This is a genomic window from Flavobacterium luteum, assembly GCF_008806775.1.
Lineage (GTDB): Bacteria > Bacteroidota > Bacteroidia > Flavobacteriales > Flavobacteriaceae > Flavobacterium > Flavobacterium luteum.
In genome coordinates this window covers 331,265-347,336 of sequence record NZ_WAEM01000003.1, presented here as the reverse complement: position 1 = coordinate 347,336, position 16,072 = coordinate 331,265, and the positions used below count along the sequence as shown (strand labels likewise).

The window sequence follows — 16,072 nt, the reverse complement described above, 5'->3', positions numbered from 1 at the left end:
TAATATAAAATTGTTACTTTTACAGATTGTAAAATTGAACTATGATTATTCAAAAAACACGGGAGCAAATAGAATTAATGCGTGAAAGCGCTTTAATTGTTTCTAAAACATTAGGAATGATTGCCAGCGAAATTAAACCTGGCGTTACCACTTTATATCTTGACAAACTAGCCGAAGAATTTATTCGTGATCATGGAGCAGTACCAAGCTTTTTGGGTTTGTATGGTTTCCCGAATACTCTTTGCATGAGCCCAAATGCTCAAGTGGTACATGGAATTCCTAATGACAAACCCTTAGAAAGTGGAGATGTAATATCTGTAGATTGTGGTGCTTTTAAAAATGGTTTTCATGGCGATCATGCCTATTCATTTGAAATAGGAGAAGTTGCAGAAGAAACCAAAAGACTTTTGCAAATTACTAAAGAAAGTTTGTATGTTGGAATACGGGAGTTTAAAGCAGGAAATCGTGTAGAAGATGTTGGCAATGCGATTCAAAAATATACTGAAAGTCATGGTTATGGCGTAGTTAGAGAATTAGTAGGTCATGGATTGGGTCAAAAAATGCATGAAGATCCTGAAATGCCAAATTATGGAAAAAGAGGACGAGGAAAACTTTTTGTTGAGGGAATGGTTGTGGCAATAGAACCAATGATAAACATGGGGACTCGAAATATTAAACAACTAAAAGACGGCTGGACTATACTTACAGCTGACGGAAAACCAAGTGCCCATTTTGAGCATGACGTTGCACTAATTGATGGAAAGCCAGAAATTTTATCGACTTTTGCTTACATCTATAAAGCGCTAGGAATTGAAAGCCCTGAAGAAGACGAGTTTAGAAAAGTGCCATTAGTCATTTAATCCCTATTTCAATACAGTGAAAAACATCTTCAAATTTATTCTTAACACCATTCCTCGACCACTATTAATTCGATTGAGTTATGTTGCGCACCCAATTCTTGCATTTATACTTAAAGGAAACAAATATACCGACCCTATAGACGGGAAAAGTTTCAGCCAGTTTTTACCTTATGGCTATGGTACTCAGAGAAACAATGTGCTTTCTCCAAGCACCTTATCACTTGAAAGACATCGTTTGCTTTGGCTGTATTTAATGAATGAAACCGATTTTTTTACTTCAAAAACTAAAAAGAAAGTGTTGCATTTTGCTCCTGAGCAAGCTTTCTATAAACTTTTCAGAAATCAGAAAAACTTAGACTACACCACAACCGATTTATTATCGCCTTTAGCTGACGTAAAGGCTGACATTTGTAATTTGCCTTTTGAAGACAATTCATACGATATTATTCTTTGCAACCATGTTTTAGAACACATTCCAGATGATACTAAAGCAATGAAAGAATTGTTCAGAGTTTTAAAACCTGGTGGAATGGGTGTTTTTCAAATCCCGCAAGAACTATCAAGAGCTACCACTTTTTCAGATGATACAATTACAGATCAGAAAGAACGTTCTGAAATTTTTGGCCAATATGATCATGTTCGAATTTATGGTTTAGATTATTTTGACAAATTAAGAACAATAGGATTTAGAGTTGTAGAAGAAGATTATACAAAAAAAATAAACCCTGAATTGGTTGATAAATATTGTTTAGCAAAAGGAGAAATTATACCAGTTTGTTATAAAAAATAATTTTAAATCTAATACTATTTTAAAAAATGCAATCTTTTTTTTAGGCACATTTATTGCTATATTTACATTTCAAAATATCATTTATGCATGATGAATTATTTAAAAATATTTATAATTGTAGTATTTTCTTTCCATGTAACTTTTGGACAAATTGAAAAAGAAGTTGTTGCTCCTTATAATATAAAAACAATATCATTTGTTCAAAACGCACAAAACACCATTCCTATTTTTAAATTAGGTGATTCCTTTCAATTGCAATTTGATGATTTGTATGGTAATGAAGCCAATTATTACTACAAATTTGTGCATTGCGATTATGATTGGAAACCTTCTCAACTTTCTATAAATGAATATTTAAGAGGTTTTGATGACATTCGAATTCAAGATTATGCAAACTCATTCAACACACTCCAGCTCTACTCCCATTATAAAATACAATTCCCAAATAAAAACACAAGTTTATTAGTGAGTGGGAATTATATGATAAAAATTTTAAATGAAGATAGAGAAGTAGTGTTTTCTAGAAAATTTATCTTGTATGAAGACTTAGTTTCTGTACCCATGCAAATAAAAGTGGCTAGAAATGTAAAAGATGTAAATTCAAAACACAACCTCGATTTTGCTGTAAAATCAACAAATATTATATTCCAAAGTCCCTTAAAGAATGTAAAAGTTTTATTGCTTCAAAACGGACAAATAAGCACTGGAATTACAGATGTCAAACCAATGTATACTATAGGAAATGATTTGATTTACAAATACGATGCTGAAACCCAATTTTGGGCTGAAAATGAGTATCTTTTTTTTGAAAATAAAGATATTAGAAGCGCTAATAACAGTATAGGTCGAATTGAATCTGGAGGCGGAACCTACAATGCTTATCTTTATACAAATAATGCAAGAGGGAAAAACCCATATACTTTTTTTCCTGATGCTAATGGTAATTTTATTGTGAAAAACATAAATGCAGAAAATAATGAGGTAGAAGCTGATTATGCTTGGATATTCTTTAGTCTATCTGCACCTTCTTATTATGGCAAAGATGGTATTTATGTCAGCGGAATGTTCAACAATTTTGCTCTTTCACCAGAATACAAGATGGACTATAATACTACAAAGGGAATCTACGAAAAAGCAATTATGATTAAACAGGGTTTTACCAATTATAAATATGTAATAGCTGATAAAACTGGTAAAGTAGATGCTGAGAATGCAATAGATGGTAATTACTATCAAACAGAAAGTAATTATTTTGCCATTGTTTACTATCGAGAAAACAATCAACGCTATGATAGAGTAATTGGAAAAGGGGTTGCATCATCTACAAACATTATAAATTAATCTAATTCATAAATTTAATCTAGAATTTACATTTTGAAAAGTAATTTTCGTAAATTTGTGCTGATAAATAGCATTTTACAATGGTATCGCAAATAACAAGAGGGATAAAAATTTCAGTTTTAACGACTTTTGAAGGTACGTACTTCAAAAATCATAAGATTCATTTTGCCTTTAGTTACCAGATTATCATCGAAAATCAAGGAAAAGACTCTGTACAACTCGTTTCTCGTCATTGGGAAATTTTCGATTCACTGAATGACATTGAAATTGTTGATGGCGAAGGTGTAATAGGCAAAAAACCCGTTCTAAAATCAGGCGAATCGCATACTTATAGCTCCGGATGTTTACTTTCCTCGCCGTTTGGTTCTATGAAGGGTCATTTTAATATGATTAACTTTACTACAACTAAAAATTTTAAAGTAATCGTTCCTTCTTTTAAATTGAGTGCTCCTTTCGCATTGAATTAATTTCATTAAAGAGCCACAAAATTTTAATTTAAAAAGAAAATGTTTCGTAAAAACGCGATTTCATTTTCAAATTATCAAAATATCCTTTGTACTTTTGTCTAGTCTTTTTAGATAAATATTATTTCAAAGCACAACCTCAACAACTATTTTAATTAAAGAATATGCTAAAAGGATTTTTTCATGTGCCAAAAGCAGTTAACGAACCTGTAAAATCGTATGCGCCAAATTCTGCAGAAAAAGCAAACGTGCAAGCTGCGTACAAAGAAATGTGGAATTCTAAAATTGATGTTCCGTTATATATTGGCAGCGAAGAAATCAGAACTGGAAACACTCGAAATATGACTGCGCCACACGATCACAAACACATCGTGGGAACCTACCATCTTGCTGAAAAAACACATATTGAAAAAGCAATTGCAAATGCTCTTGAAGCAAAAACAAAATGGGCAAATCTGGCTTGGGAACAGCGTGCGGCCATTTTCTTGAAAGCTGCCGAATTAATAGCCGGTCCTTACAGAGCTAAAATAAATGCTGCAACAATGATTGCGCAATCTAAGAACATATACCAAGCAGAAATAGACGCTTCATGCGAATTGATTGACTTTTTACGGTATAATGTCGAATTCATGACGCAAATCTATAACGACCAACCAAAATCAGATTCTTTGGTTTGGAATCGTTTAGAATATCGTCCATTAGAAGGTTTTGTATATGCGATTACCCCTTTTAATTTTACGGCTATAGCAGCAAATTTACCAGCAAGCGCAGCCATGATGGGCAATGTTGTGATTTGGAAACCTAGTGACAGTCAAGTTTTTTCGGCAAAAATTATTATAGATGTTTTCAAAGAAGCTGGTGTTCCAGATGGCGTTATAAACGTTGTTTTTGGAGACGCACAAATGATAAGCGATACCATTTTTTCAAGTCGTGATTTTGCAGGTGTCCATTTTACGGGTTCTACACATGTTTTTAAAGACATTTGGGCAAAAGTGGGAAGTAATATTCACCATTATAAAACCTATCCAAGAATTGTTGGAGAAACTGGAGGAAAAGATTTTATTGTTGCGCATCCAAGTGCGAATGTAAAACAAGTGGCTACAGGTATTGTTCGTGGCGCATTTGAATTTCAAGGTCAAAAATGCTCCGCTGCTTCTAGAGCTTACATTCCTCAAAGTTTATGGAGTGAGGTGAAATCACAATTAATTTTTGATGTGAAATCATTAAAAATGGGTTCTCCAGAAGATTTTGGCAATTTTATTACTGCTGTTATTCATGAAGGGTCGTTTGATAAATTAGCAAAATATATTGACCAAGCAAAAGCAGATTCTGACGCTGAAATTATTGTTGGTGGTAATTATGATAAATCTGTCGGATATTTTGTTGAGCCAACGGTAATAGTAACAACAAATCCAAAATACACTACTATGGAAACGGAGTTGTTTGGACCAGTAATTACAATTTATGTGTATGAAGATACTAAATGGGCCGATACTTTAATATTAGTAGACGAAACCTCCGACTATGCTCTAACTGGAGCTGTTTTTAGCCAAGACAGATATGCTATCGAGGAAGCAACAATTGCATTGCAAAATGCAGCTGGAAATTTCTATGTTAATGATAAACCAACAGGAGCTGTGGTTGGAATGCAACCTTTTGGAGGCGCAAGAGCTTCAGGCACTAATGACAAAGCAGGTTCGGCACTAAACTTATTGCGTTGGGTTTCACCTAGAACCATTAAGGAAACGTTTATAACTCCGGAAGATTATAGATATCCGTTTTTAGGAGAGTAAAAAAAATCACAAAAAGTCCAACTTAAAAATTGGGCTTTTTTAATTTATAAAACACACTCTTTCTTTTGTATATTTGGTTTCCTTCTAATAGCCTAAATTATGAATCTAAAATTACTACTTTTACTCGTTTTTTTTTCAACTTTAAGTTCTGCACAAGTTCCTATTAATTCTTATTTTACGACAAGTACAGATCCGTCTGTATATGATATAGTAACCTCAAGCGTTCCACTTGACCAAACTACTTCAGGCGCAAATTTAGTTTGGGATTTTAATCAACTTACTAAAGTGGGAGAATCTATTGATTACATTTCATCACCTACAGCTTCTGAAATAACTACTTATCCTAAAAGCACAACAATAGTAGCTAATGCCACATCCCAAATTTATTACTCAAAAGCAGCTAATGCATTATCAATTACGGCTTTAAAAAACAACGATTTAGAATTAAATTATATAAGTAACAATGCAACGATAGGTAATTTCCCGTTAAATTATGGCTATTCTAATACTGATACAACTGCTGGAACCTTCATTTACGGTATGTATTTAGGAACTTTTACAGGCACAATTACAACATCTTTCGATTCGTACGGAATTCTTAATAACGGAACTTCTGAAAAAGATGCATCTCGGCTAAAAACAGTGCAAAACATTTCTTTAAATTATGGCATCTTAACCAACGTAGGAACAGCAATACAAACCACTTATAATTATTATGATGCTACTAATGGGTCCAATAGTCTTGTATTCAGAAACACTACTTTAACTGTAAGTGTTCCTTTACTGGGAATTAATCAAACTATAAACCAAATCGAGCGATTTAATACGATGCTTTTAGGAACTAATGACAACACATTACAATCAAGTTCCTTACAAATAATTCCGAATCCAATTGAAGATGTTTTGAATTTTACCACCAATCTTAAAATAAACTCTATAAACATATCTGATATACATGGAAGAGTAATATTAGAAAGTAATGTTATAAAAAACGTTATAAATCTAGCCCATTTACAAAGAGGCGTCTATTTTGTTACTTTCAATACTGATAAAGGTTCTCAAGTTCGAAAAATAATCAAAAAATAAATCTTTCATTTTTTAAGGTTTAAACCTCAAAGGCAAATGCACTACTTTTTTCGTTTCAAAAAATTCGGCATCAAAAAATTCGGAAATATTGTATTCGGTTGCATTAGGGAATAGCTTCAACTCTTCAGTTAAATCGCCACCTTTTAAGTAAAGTATCCCATTTTTCAACTCGTGTTTTTGTTGTTTTTTGATTTTATCTTTTATCCAAGAAACAAAATCAGGCATATTCGTGACGGCGCGACTAACAATAAAGTCAAAATCACCTTTCACATTTTCGGCACGAATTTGTTCTGCTTTTACGTTTTTCAATTCTAAAGCTTCGACAACAGCTTTTACCACATTTATTTTTTTTAGAATTACATCTATCAAATAAAATCTGGTTTCTGGAAATAAAATCGCTAACGGAATGCCTGGAAAGCCTCCTCCGGTACCAACATCTAAAACATAAGTCCCAGGTTCGAATTTTTGAATTTTAGCTATTGCTAGCGAATGAAGAACATGTTTCGTATACAATTCATCGATATCTTTACGTGAAATTACATTTATTTTCGCGTTCCAATCTTGGTATAAATCGGATAATTTTTGAAACTGTTCTTTCTGAACATCCGTTATTTCGGGAAAACACTTAAGAATTTCTTCCATTCTTTATTTTTTAACAAAAGTAATACTTTACAGTTGAAATATTTACACCAATTTTGGCAAACAAAAATTTATAATAATTACCTTTGTCTTTTTTATTTAAAAAAATAATATGAATATTACCACTCCAACTTTTGCAAAGCAAGATAACCTTAAGTTTTTTAGAACACTTAATTCAAAAGTGAATAATTATTTTAAAGAAAATAATATTCAGAAGACTGGAAATTGGAAATTGTATTTAAAAACCGTTATTCTTTTCACAATTTTTGTTTCTCCATATTTTTTAATAATAACATTAACAGACATGTCTTTTTGGTTGCTTTTATTGCTTTCTTTAATTATGGGCGTAGGAATGGCAGGAATTGGAATGAATGTTATGCACGACGGAAACCATGGTTCATATTCCAACAAGAATTGGATCAATAAATTCATGGGGGGAACCATTTATATTTTAGCTGGAAATGTTTATAACTGGCAAGTTCAACACAATGTTTTACATCATACATACACCAATATTCCAGGTCATGATGAAGATTTAGATGCTGGACGTGTTATTCGATTTACAAAGCAAGCAAAATGGTATAGTTTCCATAGATTTCAGCACTATTACTCCATATTTCTATATGGTTTATTGACCTTCAATTGGTCGTTAACTACCGATTTTAAGCAAATGAGAGCTTATTTAAAAAGAAAATTATCCTATGGCGAGCCTAAAAATGTAAAAATGCTTTGGACAACGTTAGTTATTACAAAGATTATCTATTTCTTAGTTTGGATAATAATACCCATGATTTTAGGAGTTATTTGGTGGAAAGTAGTTATTGGTTTTTTTGTAATGCATTACACCGCTGGTTTAATTTTAAGTGTTGTTTTTCAATTGGCTCATATTGTAGATGAAACTGATAATCCACAACCCAATGATTCTGGAGAAATGGAGAATACTTGGGCCATACATCAATTGTTTACTACTGTTAATTTTGCTCCAAAAAACTGGATTGTTAATTGGTATACTGGAGGTTTAAATCACCAAATTGAGCATCATCTTTTTCCAAATATTAGCCATATCCATTACGGAAAAATAGCCAAGATAGTTAAGGAAACTGCAAAAGATTGTAATTTGCCTTATCATGAATACCAAACAATGAGAAGTGCTGTTATTGCACATTTTAAACATTTAAAAGATTTAGGATTAAAACCAGAATTAATCTAATAATTAAGTACATAAATATATTTAAAAAAATGAATCCATTATCCGATAGAATTAACAATCTAGCTACATCACAAACATTAGCCATGGCTGCTTTAGCCAGAGAATTAAAAGCACAAGGAAAAGATATAATTAGTTTAAGTTTGGGCGAACCCGATTTCAATACGCCTGATTTCATTAAAGAAGCTGCAAAAAAAGCAATAGACGAAAATTATAGCACTTATTCTCCAGTAGAAGGATATGCAGAATTGAAAGATGCTATTTGCAGAAAATTCAAAAGAGACAATGATTTAGATTATAAACCATCACAAATTGTAGTTTCAACAGGAGCAAAACAGTCTTTATACAACATTGCTCAAGTCATGTTAAATGACGGTGATGAAGTAATATTGCCAGCACCGTACTGGGTAAGTTATTTTGAAATAGTAAAATTATCTGGTGGAGTTCCTGTAGAGGTTCCAACTTCTGTAGATACTGATTTTAAAATTACTCCAGAGCAATTAGAAGCAGCGATTACTCCTAAAACAAAAATGATGTGGTTCAGTTCGCCTTGTAATCCAAGTGGTTCTGTTTATAATAGAGAAGAATTAACGGCTTTGGTAAAAGTATTGGAGAAATATCCAAACATTTACGTTGTTGCTGATGAAATCTACGAGCATATTAATTTTTCTGGGACTTTTTGTAGCATCGGATCAGTTCCAGGCATGCTTGAAAGAACCATTACCGTAAACGGAGTAGCGAAAGCATTTGCCATGACAGGATGGAGAATTGGATACATAGGAGCTCCAGAATTTATTGCAAAAGCATGCACAAAAATTCAAGGTCAAGTAACGAGTGGCGCCAATAGTATTGCCCAACGCGCTACCATTACAGCAGTAGATGCTGACCCATCAGTATTGAAACATATGGTTGATGCGTTTCATAGCCGTAGAGATTTAGTAGTAGGATTATTAAAAGATATTCCTGGAATTAAGATAAACGTTCCTGAAGGTGCTTTCTATGTTTTTCCTGACGTTTCTTCTTTCTTTGGAAAAACGCTTAAAGGAACTTTTATAAAAGATGCTAATGATTTTTCAATGTACTTGTTGTCAGAAGCCAATGTAGCAACTGTAACTGGTGATGCATTTGGAAATCCAGATTGTATCCGTTTTTCTTACGCCACTAGCGATGATTTATTAAGAGAAGCTTTGCGAAGAATAAAAGAAGCGGTAACAAACTCAGAAGTATTAGTATAAACACAAGGCCTCAAGAAATCTTGAGGCTTTTTAAATCTTATTAATTATGAAAAAAATAACTGCAATACTATTTGTTTTGTCATTTCATTTTATGAATGCTCAAGATGTAAAGCAACCAGTAGAAACTCAAATTGTTGAAGTTTCTTGCGGTCAATGCCAATTTGGGATGAAAGGTAAAAAAGGATGTGATTTAGCTGCTCGAATTGATGGCAAATCCTATTTTGTTGACGGAACAACCTTAGACAATCATGGAGATGCACATGCAAAAGATGGTTTTTGTTCTACTATTAGAAAAGCCGAAGTTGTAGGTGAAGTAAAAAATGACCGTTTTGTTGTAACATCATTCAAATTGCTTCCTGTAGAAGATCACGATGACCACAAAGGTCACAATCATTAAAAAATTTACGGTCTTGAAATAAATGTCAAGACCGTTTTTTTTTATGCTCAAATTTTACAAACTTTTATTGTATTTTTGAAATATGAGCTTGATTATTCAAAACATTTCAAAACACATTTCTTTAACCCAAGAAGAAGAGTGCTTATTTCTGTCTAAAACCCAAATTCTAAACTACAAAGCAAAAACCATTGTACTTCATTCTGGAGAGATTTGCAAACATTCTTATTTTGTCAACCACGGATTATTACGAAGTTTTAATATTAATGATAATATTGTCGAACATGTTTTGCATTTTGCATGCGAAGGTTGGTGGATTGGTGACATGTATAGTTTGATATCGCAAAAACCTGGCAATCTATTTATTGAAGTATTAGAAGATGCCGAAGTGGTCTTATTATCAAAAGAAAATCAAGAAATACTTTATCAAGAAATTCCAAAATTAGAACGCTTTTTTAGAATATTAACCGAAAAGTCGTTGGTTTCCAATCAAGAACGATTGATGGATAATTTAAGTTTATCTGCAGAAGAACGCTTCGAAAAATTTTGTAAAAAATACCCAACCCTAATTCAAAAAGTTCCTCAAAAGCAGATTGCTTCCTATATTGGCGTAACCCCCGAATTTTTTAGTACTATGAAAAGTAAAATGCTTAGAAAGTAGTTTCAAAGCAGCAAAGTGACTGATTTTCCAAGCAGAAAAAATAAGACTTCACCCCTTTGTAGCTATAATCCTTTGTAGCTTTGAAACCAAAATAAAATTTCTTAATCTACATTAAGTTGCTTTTAAAAACATCACCTGTAAATTTGTATCACAATAATTAATACATTTATATATCATGAAAAATACAGTTTTACACAAAGCAAATACCAGAGGACATGCAGATCATGGATGGTTAAATGCTTACCATAGTTTTAGTTTTGCCAGATGGTACAATCCAGAAAGAGTTCAGTTTGGAACTTTACGAGTTTTAAACGACGATACTGTTGCAGCAGGCATGGGCTTTGGAACACATCCTCACGACAATATGGAAATTATTACCATTCCACTTGAAGGCGATTTAGCACATAAAGACAGCATGGGAAATGAAGCTATTATAAGAACTGGAGATGTGCAAGTAATGAGTGCAGGAACAGGAATTCAGCATAGTGAGTTTAATCCTAATGAAAATAAACAAACTAAATTGTTTCAAATTTGGTTGTTCCCTAAAATTAGAAATGTTGAGCCACGTTACCAACAAATAACTTTAGATGTAACGGAACAAAAAAATAATTTTGCTCAAATTCTTTCTCCAAATCCTGAAGATGATGGTGTTTGGATTCATCAAGATGCTTGGTTTCATTTAGCTGATTTTGACAAAGGATTTTCTAAAACATACGAATTAAAAAAAGCTGGAAACGGAATGTATGTTTTTGTAATTTCAGGAAATATAACTGTAGATGGTCAGGAATTAGAAACTCGCGATGGTTTAGGAATTACAGATTTTCAAACTTTGGAAATAAAAGCTTTAACTGATGCGAAGTTTTTATTAATGGAAATCCCTATGGTGCATTAATTATAAATCTTTACGGTAGTATACTAATAAATTTTAAAAAGGCTGCTAATGAACACTGAGGTACAACTTAAAATCAATGAAAAAAACGGATTTTTCTATATTGATATAAACGGAACCCACGAAGCCCTGATGAGCTTTGTTTTTGCCGGAAGCGATAAAATTATTATTGACCATACCGAAGTAAAACCAGGAAATGAAGGTAAAGGATTTGGTAAAAAAATGGTGACGAAAGCCGTTGAATATGCTAGAGAACATAACGTCAAAATTATTCCGCTTTGTCCTTTTGCAAAAAGCGTATTTGATAAAACTCTAGATTTTAAAGATGTATTATAACTAAATTAAAATAAAATGGATCCAAAAGACATCAAAAAAGAATATACCAACGGCGAGATAACCGTAGTATGGCAATCAGGAAAATGTACCCATTCAGGAAATTGTGTTCGAAATAATCCTGAAGTCTTTCAGCCTAAAAATAATCCTTGGGTAAAAATGGAAAATTCTTCCACTGAAAAGATTATAGAAACGGTAAATAAATGTCCTTCAGGAGCACTAACCTATTACAAAAACAAATAAATGAAAAAAATTATAGCCTTTGGAGCTTCATCAAGTAAAACTTCTATAAACAAACAATTAGCCATTTACACTGCAAATCAGTTTAAAAATATTGCGATTGAAGTTTTAGATTTAAATGATTATGAAATGCCAATCTTCTCGGTAGACAAAGAAAAAGAAAGTGGTATTCCACAATTGGCTCATGATTTTTTCTCAAAAATAGGAAGTGCCGATTTACTTGTCATTTCGTTTGCTGAACATAATGGAGCTTATTCTGCAGCATTTAAAAATATTTTCGATTGGAGTTCTAGAATTAATGCTAAAACATTTCAAGAAAAACCAACACTGTTGCTGTCTACTTCGCCAGGTCCAAGAGGTGGGAGCTCTGTATTGGAAATTGTAAAAAACAGATTCCCTTTTCAAGGTGCATTGGTGAAGGGAAGTTTCTCTTTACCAAGTTTTCATCAAAACTTTGAGGCTGAAAAAGGAATCATTAATGAAGAATATAAAAATCAATTGGATGAAATAATAAATGCTATTGAATTCTAAAATAAATTAAGGCATACTATAACAGTTTTTAATTTTAATTAATTGTTACATTTACTACTTTTGTAAACTGTTATTAACGTTTTTAAATTTCTAAAATCAAATTAATGAAAGCATATATTTTTCCGGGGCAAGGCGCACAATTTTCAGGAATGGGCAAAGAATTGTACGAAAACTCTTCTTTAGCAAAAGAATTGTTCGAAAAGGCTAATGAAATATTAGGATTTAGAATCACTGATATCATGTTTAGCGGCACCGCTGAAGAATTGAAAGAAACTAAAGTAACACAGCCCGCCGTTTTTTTACATTCCGTAATCTTAGCTAAAACTTTAGATGATTTTAAACCAGAAATGGTTGCCGGACACTCATTAGGAGAATTTTCAGCTTTAGTTGCTAGTGGAGCTTTGTCATTTAAAGACGGATTAAAATTAGTTTCTAAGCGTGCTTTAGCCATGCAAAAAGCGTGCGAGATTACTCCTTCAACTATGGCAGCGGTATTAAACTTAGCAGATGAAGTTGTTGAACAAGTTTGCGATTCAATAGACGGAGTTGTTGTTGCAGCAAATTACAATTGTCCTGGACAATTGGTTATTTCTGGCGAGTATAAAGCCGTTGAATTAGCATGCGAAAAAATGAAAGAAGCTGGAGCAAAACGAGCCTTGATTTTACCAGTGGGTGGTGCATTTCACTCTCCTATGATGGAACCCGCAAGAGAAGAACTAGCAGCGGCTATAGAGGCAATTGCTTTTTCCACGCCTATTTGTCCGGTATACCAAAATGTTACTGCAAGTGCAGTTTCTGACCCAAATGAAATAAAGAAAAATCTAATTATTCAACTAACTGCTCCTGTACGATGGACTCAATCTGTAAATCAGATGATACAAGATGGAGCGACTAGTTTTACAGAAGTTGGACCAGGGAAGGTTTTAACAGGTTTAGTTAATAAGATTAATAAAGAAGTAGAAACGATTAATGCGTAAATAAATTCAATATGAAAAATATCATTTTAAGTATCTCGGTTGCTTTACTACTTGTTTCTTGCAAAGAAGAAACTAAAGACAAACTTAAAGAAGCCAAAGAAGCACTTTCATTAGAGATGAAAAACGCTGTTGACTCTGTAAAAACTAAAGCTGAGACTGCGCTCGATTCAGTTAAAACAAAAGCAAAATCTGATCTAGATAGTGTTATTACTAAAAGCAATTTAAAAGTAGATGAAGCCACTCAAAAAATTAAAGAAATAAAAGAAGTGATTAAAAAATAAAAGTAAGACCTCAAAATTTGAGGTCTTACTTTTTAAACTAAAATATTAAGTACTTTGTATTAACTTCTTATTTTCTGTTCCCATTTCCATGCGCTTGCCAAAGCCTCTTCAAGAGTAGATTGAGCTTTCCATCCTAAAACTGTATTGGCTTTATCCGTATTGGCGTAAGCCGAAATAATATCTCCATCTCTTCTACCAACAATTTTATAGGGTAGTTTTTGCCCACTCACTTTTTCAAAAGCAGTAATTACTTCTAAAACCGAACTACCTGTTCCTGTTCCTAGATTAAACGTTTCAACTTTAGATAAATTCTTTTTGTTTAATAATCTTTGTAAAGCTACTACATGAGCTTTTGCTAAATCTACCACATGAATATAATCACGAATACAAGTACCATCAGGAGTAGAATAATCATTACCATAAACTGATAATTCTTTTCTCATTCCTATTCCTGTTTGGGTAATAAACGGAATTAGATTTTGAGGAACCCCTATTGGTAATTCACCTATTTCTGCCGTAGGATGCGCTCCCATTGGATTAAAATAGCGTAACAGAATAGCATTTACATTAGTTACTTTAGCAACATCGGTGATTATTTCTTCCCCTATTTGTTTTGTATTCCCATAAGGAGACATGGCTACCTGAATTGAAGCATCTTCTGTAATTGGCATTTTTTCTGCTTCCCCATAAACGGTACAAGATGAGCTAAAAATAAAATGAGCTTCGGCTTTTTGTTGTAATTCTTGTAAAATATACACCAACGTATTGATATTGTTTTCATAATACAACAACGGATTTTCTACACTTTCTCCTACCGCTTTAGAAGCTGCAAAATGTATTACTCCAGCAACATCGTTGTGTTTTTTAAAAAACGCTTCAACTTCATTTTTAATCCTTAAATCCATTTTTTCGAAAATGGGTGTCTTTCCAGAAATAGCGACAATACCTTTTAATACTTCTTCTGAAGAATTAGAAAGATTATCGATTATTACTACTTCAAAACCCTCATTTTGAAGTTCTACAACAGTGTGCGAACCAATAAAGCCTAAACCTCCTGTTACTAAAATTTTCATCTGTAGTTATCTTTATTGACGAACTTAAATTCGTCAGTATATTTTATGTTAATTTAAAAACTCTAAAATGCTGTTTGTAATAAATTGAATTTGTTCGTCATCAAGCTCTGTATGCATAGGCAAAGAAATTACTTCTTTTACCAATTGATTGGTTATTGGAAAATCTTCTTCTCTATAACGAACATCTAAATAGGCTTTTTGAGCATGCAAAGGAATTGGATAATATATAGCACAAGGTATTCCTTTATCTAATAAATGTTGCATTAAACCATCTCTATCGGCATCTATAATTCTAAGTGTATATTGATGAAAAACATGACAATCACAAATAGCACAAATGCTTGGTGCAATTATGTTTTTATGTCCATCTAGTGCTGCAGTATATTTTCTTGCCGCATTTTGTCGTGCTAGATTGTATTGATCTAACAGGGGTAATTTTGCATTTAATACCGCAGCCTGAATACTATCTAAACGTGAATTCACTCCAACAACATCATGATGGTAACGAACATACATACCGTGATTTACAATCCCTCTCAATTTATGAGCTAAGGTATCGTCATTGGTAAAAATGGCTCCACCGTCTCCATAAGCTCCTAAATTTTTAGAAGGAAAGAAAGATGTTGCACCAACATGACCAATGGTTCCAGCTTTCATTTTTGTACCATCCGAAAATTTACAATTGGCTCCGATAGCTTGAGCATTATCTTCAATAACATACAAATTATGTTCTTTAGCGATTCGCATGATAGCTTCCATATTCGCAGCACGCCCAAACAAATGTACCGGTACAATTGCTTTTGTTTTGGGTGTAATCGCTTTTTTTATTGCTTCTATAGAAATATTCATATTTACAATATCAACATCGACTAAAACGGGTGTCAATTGCAGAAGCGCAATAACTTCTACTGTTGCAGCAAAAGTAAAATCGGCAGTAATGACTTCGTCACCGGGTTTTAAATCTAATCCCATCATGGCAATTTGTAAAGCATCAGTACCATTTGCGCAAGGAATAACATGTTTTACATCAAGATATTCTTCTAAATTCTTTTGAAAGAGATGAACTTGAGGACCATTAATGTAGGCATTGGTTTCTAAAACCTCCTGAATTGAGCTATTAACGGCTTCTTTTATGGAATCATATTGACTTTTCAGGTCAACCATTTGGATTTTTTTCATCTGCTTATAAATTAAAAACAAGCAAAATTACTAATTTTATGACTGTCAACAATAGAAATTCTATAAAGAGATGTATTTTAGCGACACAATTCACGAACT

At 32.8% G+C, this 16,072-nt stretch carries 19 protein-coding genes; 16 read left to right on the top strand and 3 right to left on the bottom strand.

Annotated features, from left to right (window positions below):
- Positions 1–41 precede the first annotated feature (41 nt).
- The 6 genes from map (at position 42) to F6464_RS08700 (ending at position 6,334) form a co-directional block, all read left to right on the top strand.
- Positions 42–860: a type I methionyl aminopeptidase gene (gene map, locus F6464_RS08725; protein WP_151107419.1), complete on the top strand. Its 819-nt coding sequence runs from the start codon at positions 42–44 to the stop codon at positions 858–860.
- Between the two features lie 16 nt (positions 861–876).
- The gene (locus tag F6464_RS08720; protein WP_151107418.1) at positions 877–1,650 is read left to right on the top strand and encodes a class I SAM-dependent methyltransferase; all 774 of its coding nucleotides are present in this window, start codon (positions 877–879) and stop codon (positions 1,648–1,650) included.
- A gap of 87 nt (positions 1,651–1,737) precedes the next feature.
- Complete coding sequence (locus F6464_RS08715; RefSeq protein ID WP_151107417.1) at positions 1,738–2,991, top strand: type IX secretion system plug protein; 1,254 nt, start codon at positions 1,738–1,740, stop codon at positions 2,989–2,991.
- An 80-nt stretch (positions 2,992–3,071) separates the two neighbouring features.
- Positions 3,072–3,458 (top strand): Co2+/Mg2+ efflux protein ApaG, encoded by a 387-nt coding sequence (gene apaG / locus F6464_RS08710; RefSeq protein ID WP_151107416.1) that lies wholly within the window; start codon positions 3,072–3,074, stop codon positions 3,456–3,458.
- 161 nt (positions 3,459–3,619) lie between these two features.
- Positions 3,620–5,248 (top strand): L-glutamate gamma-semialdehyde dehydrogenase, encoded by a 1,629-nt coding sequence (gene pruA, locus F6464_RS08705; protein ID WP_151107415.1) that lies wholly within the window; start codon positions 3,620–3,622, stop codon positions 5,246–5,248.
- Between the two features lie 99 nt (positions 5,249–5,347).
- A complete protein-coding gene (locus F6464_RS08700) occupies positions 5,348–6,334 on the top strand; it encodes a T9SS type A sorting domain-containing protein (protein WP_151107414.1) in 987 nt (328 codons plus the stop codon).
- A 12-nt stretch (positions 6,335–6,346) separates the two neighbouring features.
- Here the strand turns inward: F6464_RS08700 and rsmG are convergent, their stop codons facing one another.
- Positions 6,347–6,976 (bottom strand): 16S rRNA (guanine(527)-N(7))-methyltransferase RsmG, encoded by a 630-nt coding sequence (gene rsmG, locus F6464_RS08695; RefSeq protein ID WP_151107413.1) that lies wholly within the window; start codon positions 6,974–6,976, stop codon positions 6,347–6,349.
- 109 nt (positions 6,977–7,085) lie between these two features.
- Here rsmG and F6464_RS08690 point away from each other — a divergent pair, with 109 nt between their 5' ends.
- The 10 genes from F6464_RS08690 to F6464_RS08645 all read left to right on the top strand — a co-directional run bounded on the left by F6464_RS08690 (position 7,086) and on the right by F6464_RS08645 (position 13,721).
- A complete protein-coding gene (locus F6464_RS08690; RefSeq protein ID WP_151107412.1) occupies positions 7,086–8,183 on the top strand; it encodes a fatty acid desaturase family protein in 1,098 nt (365 codons plus the stop codon).
- A gap of 29 nt (positions 8,184–8,212) precedes the next feature.
- Positions 8,213–9,415 carry a pyridoxal phosphate-dependent aminotransferase gene (locus F6464_RS08685; protein ID WP_151107411.1) on the top strand — a complete coding sequence of 401 codons (1,203 nt, stop codon included), beginning with the start codon at positions 8,213–8,215 and terminating at the stop codon, positions 9,413–9,415.
- Between the two features lie 46 nt (positions 9,416–9,461).
- Entirely contained in the window at positions 9,462–9,812 is a 351-nt protein-coding gene (locus tag F6464_RS08680; protein ID WP_151107410.1) for a DUF6370 family protein, read from the top strand.
- Between the two features lie 82 nt (positions 9,813–9,894).
- Positions 9,895–10,470 carry a Crp/Fnr family transcriptional regulator gene (locus F6464_RS08675; RefSeq protein ID WP_151107409.1) on the top strand — a complete coding sequence of 192 codons (576 nt, stop codon included), beginning with the start codon at positions 9,895–9,897 and terminating at the stop codon, positions 10,468–10,470.
- A 175-nt stretch (positions 10,471–10,645) separates the two neighbouring features.
- Positions 10,646–11,362, top strand: coding sequence for a pirin family protein (locus tag F6464_RS08670; protein WP_151107408.1), 717 nt, complete (start codon positions 10,646–10,648; stop codon positions 11,360–11,362).
- A 48-nt stretch (positions 11,363–11,410) separates the two neighbouring features.
- Positions 11,411–11,695, top strand: coding sequence for a GNAT family N-acetyltransferase (locus F6464_RS08665; RefSeq protein ID WP_151107407.1), 285 nt, complete (start codon positions 11,411–11,413; stop codon positions 11,693–11,695).
- A 15-nt stretch (positions 11,696–11,710) separates the two neighbouring features.
- Positions 11,711–11,935, top strand: a complete 225-nt coding sequence (locus F6464_RS08660; RefSeq protein WP_151107406.1) for a (4Fe-4S)-binding protein — start codon at positions 11,711–11,713, stop codon at positions 11,933–11,935.
- Positions 11,936–12,463 (top strand): NADPH-dependent FMN reductase, encoded by a 528-nt coding sequence (locus F6464_RS08655; protein ID WP_151107405.1) that lies wholly within the window; start codon positions 11,936–11,938, stop codon positions 12,461–12,463. It abuts the gene before it with no gap.
- Positions 12,464–12,567: 104 nt separating this feature from the next.
- Positions 12,568–13,440 carry an ACP S-malonyltransferase gene (fabD, locus tag F6464_RS08650; RefSeq protein ID WP_151107404.1) on the top strand — a complete coding sequence of 291 codons (873 nt, stop codon included), beginning with the start codon at positions 12,568–12,570 and terminating at the stop codon, positions 13,438–13,440.
- 11 nt (positions 13,441–13,451) lie between these two features.
- Positions 13,452–13,721: a hypothetical protein gene (locus F6464_RS08645; RefSeq protein ID WP_151107403.1), complete on the top strand. Its 270-nt coding sequence runs from the start codon at positions 13,452–13,454 to the stop codon at positions 13,719–13,721.
- Between the two features lie 59 nt (positions 13,722–13,780).
- Here F6464_RS08645 and galE read toward each other — a convergent pair whose 3' ends face one another.
- Positions 13,781–14,794: a UDP-glucose 4-epimerase GalE gene (gene galE / locus F6464_RS08640; RefSeq protein WP_151107402.1), complete on the bottom strand. Its 1,014-nt coding sequence runs from the start codon at positions 14,792–14,794 to the stop codon at positions 13,781–13,783.
- A 48-nt stretch (positions 14,795–14,842) separates the two neighbouring features.
- Positions 14,843–15,973, bottom strand: coding sequence for a DegT/DnrJ/EryC1/StrS family aminotransferase (locus F6464_RS08635; protein WP_151107401.1), 1,131 nt, complete (start codon positions 15,971–15,973; stop codon positions 14,843–14,845).
- Positions 15,974–16,072 lie beyond the last annotated feature (99 nt).